Consider the following 17737-nt stretch of genomic DNA (forward strand, 5'->3'; position numbering starts at 1 on the left):
GAAATGAACTCGGCCACCTCTTTCTTATGAAAATAAAGCCTTATACAAATGAAACCGCATGAAATCAAATGTAAAAACCTTGATTTCATGCGGTTTATTTTCACGATTGGACAAACAGCAATTCGTTTTCAACTTATGGCCGAACCTCTCACTTTCCACCTTCCGGCTTCTTGATTTTTGCGCGGTGTTCCAAAAATCCTGTTCCGAGCACGACCCCGAGCACAATCAACAAAAACCCGATCCATTGGATGGAATAAATTTTTTCTCCGAGAAATACAGCAGCCCCAACCAACGAAAAGAAGGGAGACAAGTTAAGAAAAAGAGCAGCCTGGCCTGCTCCAATTCTCTGAATGGCATAGTTATACAAAAGATGGCCCATTGCCGTCGCAATGGAACCAGACGCAAAAAACACGAGCCAGGCCATGAGAGTCCCCGTTTTCAAGGAAGCCAATCCTTCAGGTTCAACCGTGACGCTAAGGACGAATAACATAAAGGATCCCATCAACATGGACAACCCCGTCAAAGATTGCGAACCTACCGAGTTTGCCATTTTATTAATTAAAATAAAACTGGCCGCTTGAGTAAGAACGGCGATAAAAATGAATATATCCCCAATGGAAAATTGCAATGCCGCTCCCGGCTTGGCAAGCATGATCAAAGCCACTCCCGAGAACCCAAAAACCAAACCAAGAATCCGAAAAACCGTTAGACGGTCGCCAAGAAAAAGAGCAGCCGCGACGGTCGTAACAATGGGCACCGAGCCAAGAATCAAGCCTCCATTGGCCGCGCTTGTATACTTTAGTCCGACAGATAAAAAAGCATGGTGGCCAAGAACTCCAAAAACAGCAACACACGCAATCATCAGTATGTTTTTAAATGAAAGCCTTTGAATTTTATTGCGATAAAATAGCAACGGCGAGAGTGTTAAAAAAGCGAGAAAAATGCGTAAAGACGTAATTGTCACCGGAGAGAAGTGGCTGACGATAATTTTAATCGCAGTGACATTAAACCCCCAAACGATCATGAGTACAAATAATAAAATGTATAGCAAAAAGCTGTTCATCTGATACCGCCTGCCAATCCATCATCGTTCAATTTCCTATATCATACTACCATATTATTGGATAGAAAGACTATTTATTTACCCGGAAGCCTTGGGAAACCATCCATACGAGATACATAAACAGAAAATATCCAATCGTCGAATACCAATGATGCCAGCTTTCTGTATGCCGAAGTAATCCCGCGGATTCCGCCAACATTTCAAATACCGCGGCGGCAAGACCCAATCCCAAGTAGAAAAGACATCTTCCCTTCCTGGACATGTTCTTTCCCATATACAAAAACAGTAACGTGAATAACGGCAAAGCAACCAGTGTAAAAAACACATCGATAGGAAAAACATCCGAAAACGGCCGTTTAGGAAACTCATATAACCCTTTACCAACCAATAACAAATCCAAATATGTCGCGATAAGGCAGCCAAATACAATCGCCGTAAAATAAGAAGGCCTCCTATTTCGAAAATGCTGTTTTGGCGGAGGCCGCAAACTCGAGATTTTCCAGCGTTTCACAGTAATCATCTTCTATGTCCCCACTCTTTTTTTCATGATCTTTTTCCAAGTAGTAGATGACATCCCAGCGATTAAACCAGTCCCCTTCTTCCGCATCTTCTTGAACAACATTTTTCCAGGCAAATTCCAGTCTTGGGCTATAAAATCGTGGAAATCCTTTTTTCAATTGGCATTTCTTTAATCTTTTATAAATAGTGCCCGGCAACCCTTCATGCACATCGTTGAAAAGATGCGGCCAATAGTCTTTCCTTGATCCTGTATGCGGCTGGGCGATACACCATCCCAACACCTTTCGCCACAAACGCTGGTCCGAAAATAACAGACGATATAAGTGCTTACCAAGTACAATGCGTTCATGAAGCGAGCCGAAATAATCAAGGGTCATTCCGACAAGCGCGGTTCCTCCTTCATGATCCGGCTCTGAATACGGAAACAGAATATGGTTGAATGAAAGCAGTTCCTGTAAAAGAAATTCAAACGTAAAAAGCACTTTCTCTTGATACACCGGATTTTTCACAACTCGTTTTTCTAGATAACTCTGTTCATTGATGACCTGGGCAATCGCCAACGTATAGCTGTCTCCTCTATTCCAAAAGTCATTCCACACTACTTCCATAAAAACGGATACATGCAAATAGGGCAACAAATAAAATAAATTCCTATTTTGTTTCACGGATTCCGCATAAAGTAGAAACTGGGGATAGATGTCCTGGAAGATGAGCCAATTTCCCCTCTCTAAAAAAAGGAAATAGTCTTCCCTCCGTCTTTTATTTAATAGCTTTACAAGCAATTCTCCTTTTAGATCCGTCATATTCCAACCACCGTTCCGAGAAACGACATGACCTAAAAAAGCCCAATGGATTTCCGGGTAATGCAGATAAAAATTCAGGTAAGCCATTGTTCTTGTCACATTATTGAGATTTAATGCGGCAGTTTGGGCTTTTATTTGCTCCAACAGCATCTTGTCTTTACTCGGCAAGGCTGCCGATTCGCAAGATGAAGGGGTACCCTCTTTTTTCTTCAATTGATTTTTCATGGGGATAAGATGGTCAGAGAGCTTTTTTTTCGTTAGTTTTTTTTTAACAAAAAACTCCTTCACCCCCAAAGCGCATTCTTTTTCCCGGCAAGAATAAATATGAAACATACACATAGCAAGCAAGGAGTTGGTTTTAATTGAAATTTGAACACGTTGAGATGACCATCCGGCGCATCACCGAAGAGCTGAAAGCCCGCCAATCTTCTGATGGGTCGTGGGATTTCCCTTTTGAAACGGGGACTTCCACCGACGCGTATATGATTATTTTATTAAGGACGCTGGAAATAAATGATGAAGATTTAATCCGCGAATTGACTCAACGCCTCCTCAGCAGGCAAGAAAAGAATGGGGCATGGAAACTTTATTACGATGAAGGAGACGGAAATTTAACGGCTACAGTGGAAGCATACTATGCACTCCTTTATTCCACCTATTATTCGACATCAGATCCACAAATGCGGGCGGCCAAAAAGTTTATTGTCAAGAATGGCGGAATCCAAAAATCCCATATGTTTACAAAAATAATGCTTGCGTTAACCGGACAATATCAATGGCCGGCTTTTTTCCCCATACCCGTAGAATTGATCTTGCTTCCCCTCTCTTTTCCAATCCATTTTTATGACATTTCAGTATTTGGCCGGGCTAACCTCGCCCCCATCATGATTTTGGCAACAAAAAAATACAGTAAAAAAACAAAATACAGTCCAGATCTTTCGCATTTATTTACATCCAGATCGAGTGATTTCTATTCAAACGAAGAGCTCCGAAAGCTGAAAACAATCGCCGATTATATGGAAAAAGCGGTTAAATACCTCATCGGCCTGCCATTTCAGCTTCGCCAATCGGCCATTGAGCGAACAAAGCAATATATGCTTACACACATCGAACCGGATGGCACGTTAAACAGCTACTTCAGTGCCACTTTTCTCATGATTTTTGCTTTGCTTTCGCTTGGTAGCCGAAAAGATGCCCCCCTCATTACCAAAGCGATTGACGGCTTAAAAAGAATGAGATGTACTATCAAGGGTCACACCCATATGCAATACACAACAGCCAATGTGTGGAATACCTCTCTCATTTCATTTGCCATGCAAAGCGCGGGAATTTCACCATCAGATCCCGCTATCCAAAAAGCGAACAGGTATTTACTGGAGAAACAGCATATCAAATTCGGCGATTGGGCTATTCGTAATTCCGGTGTTATGCCCGGTGGATGGGGTTTCTCGGACATCAATACATTTAACCCGGATGTGGATGACACTACTGCATCTTTGAGGGCGCTGTCCGCTACGGTCCAATCTGCCACAATTCGGGAATCATGGAACCGCGGTGTGTCATGGAGTCTTTCCATGCAAAATCGTGATGGCGGCTGGCCGGCATTCGAAAAAAATATCGATAAAAAGATATGGAACCTGCTCCCGATCGAAGGAAACAAGTTTCTCATTTCAGATGCCAGCAGTGCGGACCTGACCGGAAGGACACTTGAGTTTCTTGGTAATTATACGAATTTGCCGAAAAAACACCGAATTGTAAAGAACGGAACAAACTGGCTTCTTACCAACCAGAGAAAAGACGGCACCTGGTATGGCCGCTGGGGAATTTGCTATATATATGGAACATGGGCGGCAATGACCGGCCTTTTGGCAGCTGGGATGAATCCCGAGGAAAAACATATTCAAAAAGCGCTACATTGGTTGAAGCACATTCAAAATGAAGACGGCGGCTGGGGGGAATCTTGTCATAGTGACCACAAAAATCAGTATATACCCCTAGGAGCAAGCAACATTACTCAAACTTCCTGGGCGTTGGACAGTCTCATTGCTGCCGAAGCCAAACCTTCAAGGGAAATCAATTTCGGCATCGATTATCTATTACAAAAATATGACCAAAAGGACTGGACGGATGACTATCCCGTCGGTCAGGGTATGGGCGGCGCATTTTATATCCATTATCACAGTTACCGCTACATCTTTCCTTTAATAAGCTTAACGAACTACGTAAAAAAGTATAAAAATCAATGAAAATGCCCATTGAACTATTTTGAAACAGACCTTCAAAGTGTCAAATTTAAGGGTGTTCAACTTTTCATTTCCATTAAAGACAGATGAATTCTTTGAACGCGAATAAATACAGGGCGTCATGATATATGAAAAAGAGCCGCCAAACGCCGCCGTAACTCGGATGTTGAGCAGCCTTGAAGGTGATTTATCCCGCATGTAAGATGCCATATACATCACTTCAAGACCTGAGTTGATACAAAAGGTCTAAGTGGAAGAAAACGGCACTTAAATGCCTGATTCGTTCAACCAACATTCAGTAGGAGAGGGAAGAAAACGCCTACTGAATGAAGTTTCACTTTATATAAGATGGATATTATTGATGTAATAAAACCAAATATTTGAACCATTACCTCACGTGATTTCAAGTATTAAAAAGCATTTATCACCACAGAAAGAAAATCACTATGTTTTGATGATGAAAGGGCATTTCCTGCAAAATATAGGAAATTTTGCTACACTTAGGTTATCTAGTGTCACGAAATGATTCACTAACTGGCGGCATTATAGAATATAGAGAGAATTGATAAGTATAGAAATTGACCTTTCTTGAGGGAGCGGATAGAGTGCTTTTAGATTCTGTTGAAAAACCTTTGAGTAACTTGCGTGAAGAAAATGGAACAGGAACAATAATAAAGGAGTATATACAAATTAACGGAGTAAGACAAGGAATCATCATTGAATCTTTAAATAAAGGAAACCCATTATTATTATTTTTACATGGCGGGCCTGGATTTCCTGTCTATCCTATTATTAAAGCTCACGATATTAGGCTTGAGCAATTTTTTGACGTCTGTTACTGGGATCAAAGAGGAGCAGGAATGTCTTACCATGTTAAAGACGCTAAAAAACAACTAACGGTTGAACAGTTAGTTGACGATACGATACAAGTAATAAACTATTTGAGAAATAAATATTCACAAGACAAAGTTTTTCTGCTTGGACATTCATGGGGCACTTTTCTTGGGAGCCTTGTGGCAAGAGACAAACCTGAGCTTTTCCACGCCTATATTGGTATTGGTCAAATAGGGTCAGCAAAAGAATCTGAAAAAGAGACCTATCACTTTATCTTGCAAACCGCGATAGCTAAACGTGACAATCGTGCGCAAAAACAAATAGAAAAAGTTGCATTTAACGATACATATTACAAAAATCGTTCATATGGTGCTATCAAAGAAAAGTTTACAAACAAGTATGGAGGTGGGTTTAAGCGTACCGGGTATTCATATTTTAAAATACTAAAACATGTTTTTACTTGCCCACATTATTCTTTTCAAGAACGAATGAATATTTTCCCAGGGAGTATTTACAGCTATCAGTCATTAGGTCATATCATGGCTACAACCGATTTAGTAGAACTTATTCCAACACTCAACCTCCCTGTCTTTATACTCCAGGGTGTCCATGATTATCAAACAACATACACCCAAGCTAAACGCTTTTATGAATCAATTGAAGCTCCATACAAGAAAATGTACACTTTTCATCATTCCGCACACGCTCCTTTTATTGAGGAGGAAGAGCGCTTTTATACGATTATGCAGAATGATGTTTTGGAAATTATGAAAAGGTAATGACAAATTGATCTATTTGAGAAAATAACAGTAAAAATCCTAACGGTGCTTTTGTGGGAAAAAGAATGTCGATATGGCAGTTTCCTAGCGTAATTAAAATATTGCTTGAGCGGGTACATCTAGAAAAACCTAAAATAGCTTTTACAATTATGATTGTTTTGAATACAAGAAATATCTTTAAGGATTGCACTCTTCTTATTATCCATTTTTGAAAGTGATCGAATTTGGACATGGATAGAGGGAGGAAGAAGGTGCGATTACTTCTTCAACTATAGAGTGCATTGTTTAAAATTCAAAAAAAGGGACTTGGACATAGGCAAATACGAAATAGCAAGGGGCTGGGACAAAACCCTGTAAACATGAAACAAACCGCATGGAATCAAGTTTAAAACCTTGATTTCACGCGGTTTTATTCTCGCGATTTTACGAATATCAATCAGCTTGCAACTTGTGTCCCAGCACCTTTACCTAGTATGAGCCTTTCACTTAAAAGGTCATAAGAGATGTTGCTATCATTATTGTAAAATAAAGGGCACTTTTCTTTAAATGTTATGACTATATCCCCAACGATTACATATTTCGCAAATCTGTGACGACATCGACTGAGGAAAAGTCATGATGTTTCACCAATTGGACGAGTTTTTTTGCCGTTTCTTCCGCTGAACTGAGCAATCCTTTTTCTTTATACCCTTTAAATTGATCAACAAGTTCAAAATTTTTCCGATCAGTAGACCGGATTCGTTTCTGCATATCCGTATCAATGATGCCTGGAGCAACTGAAACAATTTTCACCCCATAAGGCTCCCGTTTTTGCTCCAACGAAACAGCCCGGGAATAATGGTCAATACCCGCTTTCGCGGCACAATAACTGCTCCATCCCGCATAGGCATGCCTGCCTGCTCCCGATGACACATTTACGACCCGTTTGGGAACATGTTTGTCTTTTAATCTGCGAATAAAAGCCGAAGTTAAAATCATCGGAGCTGTTAGATTAACCGCAATGTTTCTTTCAATTTCCCCAACAGGATTGTCTTCCGTATTCCCGATCGGATCAATCACTCCGGCATTATTGATGAGTGTGACAGACTCTGGATAGTTTGGCATATGTGCAATCATGTTGTCCATTAAGCTGTCCAAGCCGGCAGTTTCGGCCAAATCATATTTTATAAAAGCGAGATGTACTCCTTTTTCTTCTGCCAGCGCAGCCAACTCATCATTCTTTGAGCGGGCTGTACAAACAAGGATGTGATTTTCATGTAAAAGTTCTTTTGCGAGCGCCAAGCCAATACCTCTTGAAGCACCGGTTATAAAGAAAACTTCCATCGTCGACCATCCTTTCTGAATAAAAGTCTTAAGCACGATTAATTATTTTCAACATCTGTATAAAATTCCGCCGGAATCGATCCGAAATGGCGTCGATGATACAGCATCGGATTGCGATTCTCTACTTGAATATCCAACACTTTCCCAATCAGAATCGTATGGTCGCCGGCTTCGACCGCCTTAAACAACTCACATTGCAATACGGAAAAAGCTCCTTCAATGACCGGCAGGCCAAATTCGGACTCGCTCCATTCGCATTGGCTGAATCTATCTACATTAGGTGTCGCAAATGTTTTGCACAATTCGACCTGATCCGCCGCAAGAATGTGAACCGCAAATTTATCGCCCTTTGTAAAAGCCTCGAGCGATGAAACGCGATGGTCGATTGACCAGAGTATAAGAAGCGGATCGAGAGAAACGGATGCAAAAGAGTTGACAGTAAGTCCAACTGGTATATTTTCGTCTGTAAACGTCGTAACAATTGTTACTCCGGTAGGATAGTTGCCAAGCGCTTCTTTAAATAACTGCTGTTTTTCTTCTTTCGTCATCTTTTAATTCCCCTTCTTCCAAATTCCTCAAACTTCTTTTATATTTTAAAATATTTCAGTCATGCGGTTGCGCACATCAGTTGTTGAAGCATTGCCTCCCCTGATCTGGTAAGCCCTTGCAGGAGAGTATGCATGATAAGCCAACCGTTTTTGCTCATAACTTCAAAAATCAAGCAGTCGTGTTGACGACCAAATCACTGTAAGCTGAGTGACATGTCCCGCCTCCGTGATACCGGCACAAATTGCGCCGACTCGAACACGGACCTCTCAGGATTCACATTTGCTCCCGCCGTAAAGCCCTCATTTTTCGCAAGCCCAGTAATTCTGTCTTCATCCATCATTTTACCATGTTTTAAAGAATACGCGCATCCCTATGGAAAATGGATGAAATCCAACTGACAGGCTCCATGCAACTCAACCGCTTTTTTAGCTACCATATTACGGCGATCATGGACCTTAGGGACCGTCCCTCGGGATGGTTTTCATGTGAAAGAATCTTTTATGGAAAATGAACGTAATCCCCGAGCCGTCAACCGACCGCTCAAAATTTCAAGAAACCTTTTGACTGCAAGAATCTTAGCATATATTCTCTGCGATTCTTTGCCATAAATTCCGCCATCACATCCGTCCAGGCATTGTCTCGTTTATTCGCTGTCCGCTGTTCATAGTAATCTTTCATGACGTTATCGTAATCTTCCAGAATCCGCTCATATTTCTCCTCGTCATATGTATCTTCATGTAAAATAGCTTCGACCGGGAGACGCGGCTTTACTTCGTTGGATTCATCCGGCACGCCAACCGTCATCCCGAACAATGGCACAACAAATTCCGGCAATTCAAGCACTTCGCTAATGAGTTCCGGATTATTCCGCACCCCTCCTATATAGCAAATTCCATACCCTTTAGATTCTGCGGCAATGACAAAGTTTTGAGAGAATAAAGCCGTATCAATCACTGAAACAAGAAAGTTTTCAGTCAATCCGGCTCGTATATCCTTTTTCTGAATTCTTGCCGCATGTTCCAGTCTCTTTAAATCGGCACAAAAAACAAGCGCCAACGGAGCAGAATCAAATTGTTTCTGATTTTTCGACAGCTCGGCCAGCTTATTTTTTTTGACAGAATCTTTCACCCTGATGACGGAATAAGCCTGGACAAAATTGGAGCTTGCCGCATGTTGTGCAGCGTGAAGCATCTCATAAAATATTTCATCAGAGATGGGTTCGTCTTTATATAGTCGAACAGATGAATGTGACTTTAACAGATCAAGCATACAAACATCCTTTCTTAAAACATTTCGCAATACATCAAACATCATCATAACAAAGTTTGACTGCCCTTACAGTATATATGCTTGGCAGGACAGCGGTAACTCATCAACTATATGTCAAGCCAACGTTTTTTTGACTGCTGATCGATCATCGTTTTTCTTCCGAAGTATCATTCCTCTCTCCCGATATCATTTCAGGACTTCCGCCGCAAGGACTACTTCTTCGTCCTGTTTTGGCAATCCCGGGCGGTACATTAACAATCGGCCGACCTGTTCCTCAGCCGCCATTTTTCTCTTAACGAAGCCAGCCCCCTCAGATTGAGCGTCCAGCTCCTTCGAGTTTAACAAAAGTAATGTTGTCACTGCTGCGTGTTTCTTCTTTACCGCTTACTGATTTGATTGTTCGTGGATCTCGTTATATTACCTTGTTATTTTCCAGCTTCGGAAAAAATAAAGTTGTCATCATCCTGATACTTTACATTGGATGCTGCTCCTCCTTTATTTTGTCTGAAACAACGCCCGCTTCCTTTTTCGATTCGAATCTTTTTCTCCCTTTTACCTTATTATTACAACCGCCAACTCTTTTTTACTGAAGCATAATGCTCTGGCTTTTGGCTGCATGCGACGTTATACAAAAGGGTATTGCTGAAAAAATACACGTGATCCAATTCATTTGATTTTATCGCTATTTCACATGTCTATTTCCCTTCCATTATATTCAAATCGAAGATAAACAGAAGGCAACTAGTTCCCTGAATATGCCTATTAAAATATGTTTGTCTGCGATTGGAATAGATTTTGCCAGCAAAAAAACGGTTTGGACGATTCGCCTGCATAGCATATGTACAAAGAGCTAGCTTTACATTTTCGTTTATTTTTTCTCATTCTTCTTCTTTCAATTTCGATCATATAATGCAAACTTGAATCCTCTGCCCATAGACTAATTATTTATTTTCAAGATTCGGCATGAGAGTTTCCCACATTCAAATATAGTCACATAAGGTTAATGAACATTCCTTATTTTGATTAGAAACCCAAACCTTGTACAACACCGGTCATATTTTAATATGAGAACAAAGTATAAGGGAGTGAAAGCCTATGAATCAATCGTATAGAAGTGGTTATGATAGCGACATGATCTGTGATTGTGAAGCTTGCAGAGCAGATTTGAATCAAGTAGATGATCACCTCCGTGAAACAGAGCAAACGAATAATAGCATGGATGAAATGATGCGGCAATCCGCTGATCGTTTGTATCGAATTCCAGTATTTTTAAGCAGACCCAATGTTTTAAATGCTGTCCAAGAAGCATTTATGAGGCGTTTGATTCGTGAAATCAGAAGAGAGCTCTTGTTCCCCAGGACATTGCCGAGAACCGAACAATACCCAGAAACGGTTTTGGAAAATGTTAGGCTTTTAGTTAATTCGAGTTATGGCTTAGTTGCAACGAATCTCAAACAATTGGAAGTTGATGTATTAGGAACGAATACCGGCAGATTTCCAACACCGAGAATAGAGTGGTTAGGATCGGAATTTTTACAAATCGAGCCAAGTATGGCCTATCAACGGGGGCTGCCTCTCCTTCTTATTAGAGAAAGAGGCGTTGAAGGTACAGGGATTTGGAGTCCGGGCATTGCGCCTTTTTTAATCTTTTTAGAGTGGGACCCTTCCCAACCTCTGAATGAGTTTTTCAATAGTAACGCCTGGAAAGAGGTATTAAAAAACTGGGCGCATGAGGTGAGAAATGGCTACTATATTCAAACAGAACCGGAATTTAGATACAAATCATGCTGACTGGAATAATGAGAGTTCAATACGCCATCAATCAACAAGGGGGTACAACGAGTGGCAATATTAACGAGAGGGACATGTGTTGGGGTATTATATCGGGCTAACCAAGGTGCTTCGTGTAATACGAGCGGCTATTGCGTTCACAATGGGAGATTAGTAGGCGGCGTTTTAAGTATCGACAACAACACGATACGTGTGAGCAGAACTGTTAACAACGCTAATTTGCAGCAATATAGAGGGATCATACTAAGCCATTTGGCCATTAATGCAAATAACCCAAGCGGCCGGCCACGCCAACAATATTTATATTTTACTACAAACCAATTGCGGAAAGTTTTAAGAACACCCTATTATGGAAGCTGCCAAACAGCTACCCGCGATAATGTACGGGATATTATTTACCCCGGAGAATGCGTTGGCATTAGGTATTATGATGTAAACGCGAATCGATACAACGTTCATTTGGGCAGGTACCTTTATTGGGTCGGACAAAGGAGACATTGTATATTGGATGAGCGACCACAAAGTACCAACCGGCAATTTTTAAGAGCAATCTGGTATTCTCACTGGATACTGGACCCCGCCAACCCGGCAAACATTATACCGACACCCACTTCCAGAAGCCATGCCATGGGAGAACGCCGAATTTTCGTGTATAAACTCAGAATTCCTGCAAATGGTCAATCTATACGGATTCAACGAGTCCCCGGGTCTAGGCAACGGCCAAGAAGAATCATATATCAATAGATGCGGGGATCTGACTGAATAAAGCAAAACAATCAGCAGGCTTTTAGTCCGCTGATTGTTCGTTAACCAATCGGATGTTTATTGGCAGTTGATCTGCCATTTACTATTCTCGCTTTATCTCGAGTTTTTAAAGAAAGCCCCCTGCAATTCATTATTTGCTTTATCAATCGTTGAATCTTCTTTCGGAAGCGACATTCAACCAGACATGAAATAACTATTTGGAATCAATCATGAATTCACCAATCGAGAACATTATTTTTGGCGTGATGGCCAAAAGACTTTACCGACATAAACATGAAAAGCCCCGGTTAAAAACCGGGACTGGTTACTTATTATGTTTACCTTATTTTAAAGGACTCGACAGACCGGTTAAGCTGTTCAGCAAGATCGTTTAAAGCCTGGGCCGTTGAGGCTGTTTCCTCGCTACTTGCCGCCGCTTCTTCAGTCGTAGCAGAAATGCTTTCAATAAAGGAAAGAACTTCCGCTGATTGTGCCGCCTGCTCTTCGCTGGCTCCGGCTATCTCCGTCACTTTATTTCCGGTGTCGTTCACCACGTCGATAATTTCTTTAAACGCCTCTCCGGATTTCTGAGTATATGTCAGACCGTCCTCAACCGCAGCTACGCTTCTATGCGTGTTGTCCTGCATCTCCTTAATGATATCGGTGATCTGTTTTGTCGCTTCCCCGCTTCTTTCAGCCAACTTGCGCACTTCATCGGCCACAACGGCAAAGCCACGGCCTTGTTCTCCGGCGCGGGCAGCTTCAATGGCCGCATTCAAAGCCAATAGATTCGTCTGATCCGCGATATCATCTATCACTTCTATTATTTCTCCAATCTTATTGGAGTCTTCTTCCAACTGAGCCACTCGTTCACTAACAAGATTCGAACCTTCAACAGAAGACAACACTACTTTTTCCCCATCTTGGGCGACTTTAATGGCTCTATTAGAAAGTTCAGCAGCCTGTTCTGTATTTTGTGCGACGGCACTGATCGCATCCGATAATTCTTTAAACAACTCATTCATTGTTTGGGCTGAATTCGCCTGTTCGGTGCTGGAGCTGGCAATCTCCTCAGTAGCAGCGGATACTTGGGACGCGGAGGCTGAAAGATTCCCTGCCGCGCTCAAAATGTTTCCGACAGTCTCCCTCATCTGAAACACCATTTTATTCAGGGACTCAGCAAGCCGTCCAATCTCATCATTCGTTTGGATATTGGTTGTTACAGTCAGATCCCCTTGCGCCACCTTCTCCAACAAATCCGCCATGTGATCAAGCGGACGGGCAATGATCCTTGTGAGCATCATTCCCAAAGCAATACAAATGATTAATGTGATGACGACGATGGCAATCATGATTTTTATCGTAGTGGAAAAAGTTTTATTAGAATTATCATATTCTTCTTTCGAAAGCGACATGTCCAATTCCCATATCTCTTCGAGACTATTTGTTAATCGATTGTGATAGCCATACAAATCGTCATCCAGTTGTGGAAAGCTTCTCCGATCCGCGACAACCGACTGGATTGCTTGATCCATTAAATCGTTATAGGCTTTGAAGTCCGCCATAAACATGTCATGAAACTCTTGCGCCTCCTGTTGCGCTTCTTTAGGTTGATTTTTATAAGAATCGGTGTAAATGCCAATATCTTCTTCAATATCTTTCCTGACTTGCTTTAATTCTTCGGTCTTTGCCTCCAGGTTCTCATTATCCTCAGAAGTGGCTATGTCACGCCAAGTAATTCTTAATTGCAAGAGTCCATTCTGGGCTTGTGCCATATTTTCCATTGGCTTCAATGCATCCGTGTACATTTCAGAACCAATATCATGAATTCTACTCATATTTGCCATGGCATAAATGCTCACACCGGCAAGTATGACAGCAATGAGAATAAAAGTCGACAGTAATTTAAATGATGTTTTTTTATTTAGGAACCAACGCATCTTTATCATCCTTTCGCTGAGTTTCTTCGTTCCACGATCTCTATCCCTGTTCGGCGAAGCGTCCAATCAGGAATGTAAATGTTCCAGAAATTCCAAGAAGAGTATATAAAGCCGATGGTAGCCCAAATGTATTCAGGTCTTCACACATGATAAACCGCGTATATATAACAATGGCGCTTTTCCGAGGAATAAAACGATTCCAATCGGCTTATAGGCACCCTCAAAAAATAAGCATCCTTGGAAGTTGGATCTTCATGTTTGAATCAAACAAAAATTTTATGTTACATGCATTACTCAATCATACTCCTTTCGAACAGCCACAAAAAAACCCCGTATAGGGGACAATATTGTGGACAGAAAAGTTTTATCGGTATAGTAACTACGAGCGGAGCAGCCTGACATGTTTCAGTAATGTCAGTAACAATTTTAACTGCCAGGCTACATAAAATGATCGCCTTATTTAATGTATCGGCTGATTTCATTACAATAATAGTGTTTTTTTAAAAAAATCATTGACAATTGAATGAAAAATGTAAATCCGTCAGCCAGATTACCCGCGTTCGGTCGAACACCGGACTGTAAACACCCCTCGAATTTATCTATTTCCGTTCCTTGACCGGGGGGGGTGACAAGCAGAATACAATGCGAAATAAACATATCATTTTGATGTTGTGGGTTTATTGATGGATACTCAAATGTTATTGAAGACAGTTTGAGCACTTTTGCTGGATACTGCATTGGCGCCGGGAAATCTACTGTTGATCGGCATGTCGCCATGGCAGGGAGCACAAATTGATTCCAACTGTGTAACGTAATCCGGCTTATGTATTTTCAAGCGGGAAATGGCCAACCGAAGTAGATGACAGGCAAGCATTTAAAAAGGCCCAAAAAGACACTGTTCCACGTTTTTAAGAAACAGCGTCATATCATTAGACCGGGCTTAAACGAGCGAGTTCCACCTGTCAGGCATTAAAAAGTGAATCCTTTTAACTTAAAAAAGCATGAATTGTCCGACGGAAAGATCGATTCTTCATATTTGTTTTAAATGATTTTCTTCATAAACGTATGTTACTTTTTCTTTTGGATAAAAAACGGTTTGGTTTGGACTGATTGGTTTTATGAGTTCTGGATATTGGCTATGCCATGGAATGACAATCTTTGGCCTAACTTGTTCAATGTATGTTAAGATATCTTTTTCAAGCGCATGACCAGATACGTGTAAAGGTTTGTAATCAATGTCTAAATGATTTAAGACAGATAGCAATTTTGGATAATCCGGATCAAAGTTGCCCAAAGGAGTTCCGTTTGTATGTATATAAACACTTTCTTTCAAGTCAAAATCTAATAAATTTAGTATGTTTTCAAAACGATTTTGCACAAAATAATTTCCAGGGCGAACATTCATTTCCGCCGGAGTAATCCTTGCATATTTCATCAGCAATTTTTTATTCCAATCTGTTTTTTTTATCTTGTTATCGTAAATTAAAAAAGACGGATTCTCTAAAAATGTATTTGCTAGATAGGCTGTTTCCAACTCTAAAACCGCTGTACGATTCGTTAATGTTGCTACTTGGAGAATATGATGTAAACGCTCAATATTACGGTGATACAGATTAAAAAATGCCAATCCTTTGTATTCACTTAAAAGATGTTTGCTAACTTGTATGATATCCGTTTCTGTTTGACAAAGTGTATCCGTATTTTCTTCCTTCGTTGGCTTAATAGTCGTTCCTTCTATCAAAAGAATGTCTATTTGTTGCTGGCTTATACTTTTTATTAAATGATGAAAATACTCAGGATGCAGTCCATGCAACCGAAAATCTCCGGAATATAAAATCTTGAGATCCGGGGTTTCAATTAAAAATGAAGCAGCCCCGATAATATCGTGGTCGATTCGATACGGAGTAACAGAAATCGCTCCAATTTGCAGCTTTTCCGCAAACTGGAAGGACAGTACTTCACGGGAAAAAGTCAAGCCTTCACCTATATTTATTAAAGTATCGTATAGCTTTTTCGATTCCGCGGACATATAAACGGGGACAGATGGCGCCAAAGTATCAATAGCGCCCATATGATCTAAATGAAGATGGGAGATCAATACTGCTGTTGTCATCTTTGATTTTTCATAGGGCACAGGCTTTTTATTGAAAAATGGTTCACCAGCCGATAAGTCTTTATTCGAATAAACTCCATCCATATTAGGAATCATAGCCAGTTTTAATAAATCCGTGATATACTTGCTTTTTTCTTTCGTATGATCGGCGTTCACAATCAAACTAGCTGGATCATAAACAAGCCCAAAGTCAAAAATAACTCGGTTGTTTCCAAAAGTGATTTCTGCGATATTTCCACCTATCGTACGTAATCCACTCCAAAAAGTAATGGTCGTTTTGTTCATAACACGATTCTCCTTATCATGATCAAAATAATGAGTAAAGGCAGGGTACGGTATGCCCCTGCCCGATCCGACTATAATTCAGGTAAAGTCTTCTTTTATTTTTTTAGTTCTGCATTTGAACGTTCTTGGGCATCTGCCAAACCATCTTCAACAGACTTTTCATTCAATAAAATCGTTTCGAATTCCTCAATCACAATATTGCGGACAGCGTCTCCACCTTTAACACGCGCAGTAAAGAAACCGGCATCAAATTGTGCTGGTCCCGCTTTATAAGCTGGATTTTCTTCGACATACTTTTTATATTCCTCTAATTCTTGCGCAGAATAGCGAACAGGCAAATAACCTGTTTTCATTGACCATTCTGCAGTAACTTCAGGGGTTGTCAAGAATTTCATAAACTCCCAAGCCGCTTTTTGTTCTGCTTCATCTATTTGATTAAACATGACGATATCATTTCCGGCAAAAGGAGTAGCGGCTTTACCTTCAAAAGTCGGCAAGACTGCTGTTGACCATTCCATATTTCCTTCGACGGCAGTGCCTACGTGCGGGATCCCCGCAGAAGAACCAATGTACATAGCGACATCACCGCGTCCAAACGGATTCGACATATATTGGTCTTCACCGGCAGTACGTGCTAAACCGTCATCAATCATTTCCTTCATAAAGCTCAATGCCTTTATTCCTTCTTCTGAAGCGAACTTTGCTTCACTAGTGGCCTCATCAATAAAAACACCACCCATTTGTTCCAATAATCCTTGGAATTCTAATTCAAATGAATTTTCAAAGCCCATTCCGATCGTCTTACCTTTCGTCAGTTTTTCGGAGGCTTGAAGAATTTCTTCCCAAGTTTTCGGTACTTCGACTCCATTTTCCTCTAATATATTTTTGTTATAATATAAAACTCTTGTACTTTTACTAAATGGTAAGCTGTAATAAGTATCGTCCCATTGACTAGATTCACGGAAGACGTCGACATAATCATTTAATTCTTCTTCGGAAAGTCCCTTTTCGCTATCTTCAATAAACTCATTTAATGGTGTGATCAAATCATTAGCTATATACTCCGGGATGGCTCCTGTAGCCGTTTGTGCTACCGCAGGTAATGTTTTTGCTTTTGCAGCTGCCATTGTTTTTTGTCTTAAATCATCATATCCGCCTTGATTGACAGGTTTGATCGTAATATTTTTATGCTCACGATTAAATTTTTCAACTAGAGCATTCATAGCTTCTTCATGTGGCCCACTCATTGCGTGCCAAAATTCAATTTCGACTATATCCGTTTCTCCTTCTTCTGAAGTTCTTTCTGATTCTTTATTTTCATTATTTGCTGTGGCTTCTTGCCCTTTATTTTCTCCTCCACCACAAGCACTGAGCACGACAATGAATAATAGACAAAATAGGCTGAAGGGTAACCATTTTTTCATCGTATCTCTCCTCCTATACTCTTATTAGTCATCAAACGATCCATGAACGCCTCAAACG

The 17737-nt window shown here is 40.7% G+C and carries 14 protein-coding genes; 4 read left to right on the forward strand and 10 right to left on the reverse strand.

Translation table 11 applies throughout. From position 1 onward, the window contains the following. Positions 1–148: 148 nt before the first annotated feature. The 3 genes from NST31_RS02500 to NST31_RS02510 form a co-directional block, all read right to left on the reverse strand. Positions 149–1063, reverse strand: a complete 915-nt coding sequence (locus NST31_RS02500) for a DMT family transporter (RefSeq protein WP_339163672.1) — start codon at positions 1061–1063, stop codon at positions 149–151. Between the two features lie 70 nt (positions 1064–1133). After that, on the reverse strand, positions 1134–1583 hold the full coding sequence (locus NST31_RS02505) for a CBO0543 family protein (RefSeq protein ID WP_339163674.1): 450 nt from the start codon (positions 1581–1583) through the stop codon (positions 1134–1136). Beyond that, complete coding sequence (locus tag NST31_RS02510) at positions 1516–2610, reverse strand: DUF2515 family protein (protein ID WP_339165462.1); 1095 nt, start codon at positions 2608–2610, stop codon at positions 1516–1518. The genes NST31_RS02505 and NST31_RS02510 overlap by 68 nt, the downstream gene beginning before the upstream one ends. Positions 2611–2768: 158 nt before the next feature. Between NST31_RS02510 and shc the strand changes: the two genes are divergently transcribed. Both shc and NST31_RS02520 read left to right on the forward strand, forming a co-directional pair. Beyond that, the gene (shc, locus tag NST31_RS02515; RefSeq protein ID WP_339165464.1) at positions 2769–4631 is read left to right on the forward strand and encodes a squalene--hopene cyclase; all 1863 of its coding nucleotides are present in this window, start codon (positions 2769–2771) and stop codon (positions 4629–4631) included. Between the two features lie 602 nt (positions 4632–5233). Next, on the forward strand, positions 5234–6241 hold the full coding sequence (locus tag NST31_RS02520; RefSeq protein WP_339163677.1) for an alpha/beta hydrolase: 1008 nt from the start codon (positions 5234–5236) through the stop codon (positions 6239–6241). Between the two features lie 570 nt (positions 6242–6811). On the opposite strand, the gene NST31_RS02525 is transcribed toward NST31_RS02520, so the two are convergent. The 4 genes from NST31_RS02525 to NST31_RS02540 form a co-directional block, all read right to left on the reverse strand. Continuing rightward, entirely contained in the window at positions 6812–7564 is a 753-nt protein-coding gene (locus tag NST31_RS02525) for a (S)-benzoin forming benzil reductase (protein WP_339163679.1), read from the reverse strand. A 38-nt stretch (positions 7565–7602) separates the two neighbouring features. Continuing rightward, positions 7603–8112 (reverse strand): flavin reductase family protein, encoded by a 510-nt coding sequence (locus tag NST31_RS02530; RefSeq protein ID WP_339163681.1) that lies wholly within the window; start codon positions 8110–8112, stop codon positions 7603–7605. 541 nt (positions 8113–8653) lie between these two features. Beyond that, positions 8654–9382: an oxygen-insensitive NADPH nitroreductase gene (nfsA, locus tag NST31_RS02535; RefSeq protein WP_077112012.1), complete on the reverse strand. Its 729-nt coding sequence runs from the start codon at positions 9380–9382 to the stop codon at positions 8654–8656. A gap of 186 nt (positions 9383–9568) precedes the next feature. Continuing rightward, a complete protein-coding gene (locus NST31_RS02540) occupies positions 9569–9742 on the reverse strand; it encodes a hypothetical protein (protein ID WP_171973916.1) in 174 nt (57 codons plus the stop codon). A 735-nt stretch (positions 9743–10477) separates the two neighbouring features. Between NST31_RS02540 and NST31_RS02545 the strand changes: the two genes are divergently transcribed. Beyond that, a complete protein-coding gene (locus NST31_RS02545) occupies positions 10478–11173 on the forward strand; it encodes a hypothetical protein (protein WP_339163685.1) in 696 nt (231 codons plus the stop codon). Between the two features lie 51 nt (positions 11174–11224). Then, complete coding sequence (locus tag NST31_RS02550) at positions 11225–11917, forward strand: hypothetical protein (protein ID WP_139345650.1); 693 nt, start codon at positions 11225–11227, stop codon at positions 11915–11917. A 338-nt stretch (positions 11918–12255) separates the two neighbouring features. Here NST31_RS02550 and NST31_RS02555 read toward each other — a convergent pair whose 3' ends face one another. From NST31_RS02555 to NST31_RS02565, 3 genes are all read right to left on the reverse strand, one after another. Further along, on the reverse strand, positions 12256–13857 hold the full coding sequence (locus tag NST31_RS02555) for a methyl-accepting chemotaxis protein (protein WP_077112010.1): 1602 nt from the start codon (positions 13855–13857) through the stop codon (positions 12256–12258). Between the two features lie 1030 nt (positions 13858–14887). Continuing rightward, the gene (locus tag NST31_RS02560) at positions 14888–16255 is read right to left on the reverse strand and encodes an MBL fold metallo-hydrolase (RefSeq protein ID WP_339163690.1); all 1368 of its coding nucleotides are present in this window, start codon (positions 16253–16255) and stop codon (positions 14888–14890) included. 95 nt (positions 16256–16350) lie between these two features. Continuing rightward, a complete protein-coding gene (locus NST31_RS02565) occupies positions 16351–17679 on the reverse strand; it encodes an ABC transporter substrate-binding protein (protein WP_339163693.1) in 1329 nt (442 codons plus the stop codon). Between the last annotated feature and the right edge of the window lie 58 nt (positions 17680–17737).

The organism is Siminovitchia sp. FSL W7-1587, from assembly GCF_037963795.1.
GTDB lineage: Bacteria > Bacillota > Bacilli > Bacillales > Bacillaceae_C > Siminovitchia > Siminovitchia thermophila.

What these genes read in the sequence shown, in the direction of transcription:
- NST31_RS02525 (WP_339163679.1), bottom strand. Translation starts at nt 7,564, where the DNA reads ATGGAAGTTTTCTTTATAACCGGTGCTTCAAGAGGTATTGGCTTGGCG.
- NST31_RS02565 (WP_339163693.1), bottom strand. Translation starts at nt 17,679, where the DNA reads ATGAAAAAATGGTTACCCTTCAGCCTATTTTGTCTATTATTCATTGTC.
- NST31_RS02500 (WP_339163672.1), bottom strand. Translation starts at nt 1,063, where the DNA reads ATGAACAGCTTTTTGCTATACATTTTATTATTTGTACTCATGATCGTT.
- nfsA (WP_077112012.1), bottom strand. Translation starts at nt 9,382, where the DNA reads ATGCTTGATCTGTTAAAGTCACATTCATCTGTTCGACTATATAAAGAC.
- shc (WP_339165464.1), top strand. Translation starts at nt 2,769, where the DNA reads ATGACCATCCGGCGCATCACCGAAGAGCTGAAAGCCCGCCAATCTTCT.
- NST31_RS02505 (WP_339163674.1), bottom strand. Translation starts at nt 1,583, where the DNA reads ATGATTACTGTGAAACGCTGGAAAATCTCGAGTTTGCGGCCTCCGCCA.
- NST31_RS02560 (WP_339163690.1), bottom strand. Translation starts at nt 16,255, where the DNA reads ATGAACAAAACGACCATTACTTTTTGGAGTGGATTACGTACGATAGGT.
- NST31_RS02530 (WP_339163681.1), bottom strand. Translation starts at nt 8,112, where the DNA reads ATGACGAAAGAAGAAAAACAGCAGTTATTTAAAGAAGCGCTTGGCAAC.
- NST31_RS02545 (WP_339163685.1), top strand. Translation starts at nt 10,478, where the DNA reads ATGAATCAATCGTATAGAAGTGGTTATGATAGCGACATGATCTGTGAT.
- NST31_RS02555 (WP_077112010.1), bottom strand. Translation starts at nt 13,857, where the DNA reads ATGCGTTGGTTCCTAAATAAAAAAACATCATTTAAATTACTGTCGACT.
- NST31_RS02510 (WP_339165462.1), bottom strand. Translation starts at nt 2,610, where the DNA reads ATGAAAAATCAATTGAAGAAAAAAGAGGGTACCCCTTCATCTTGCGAA.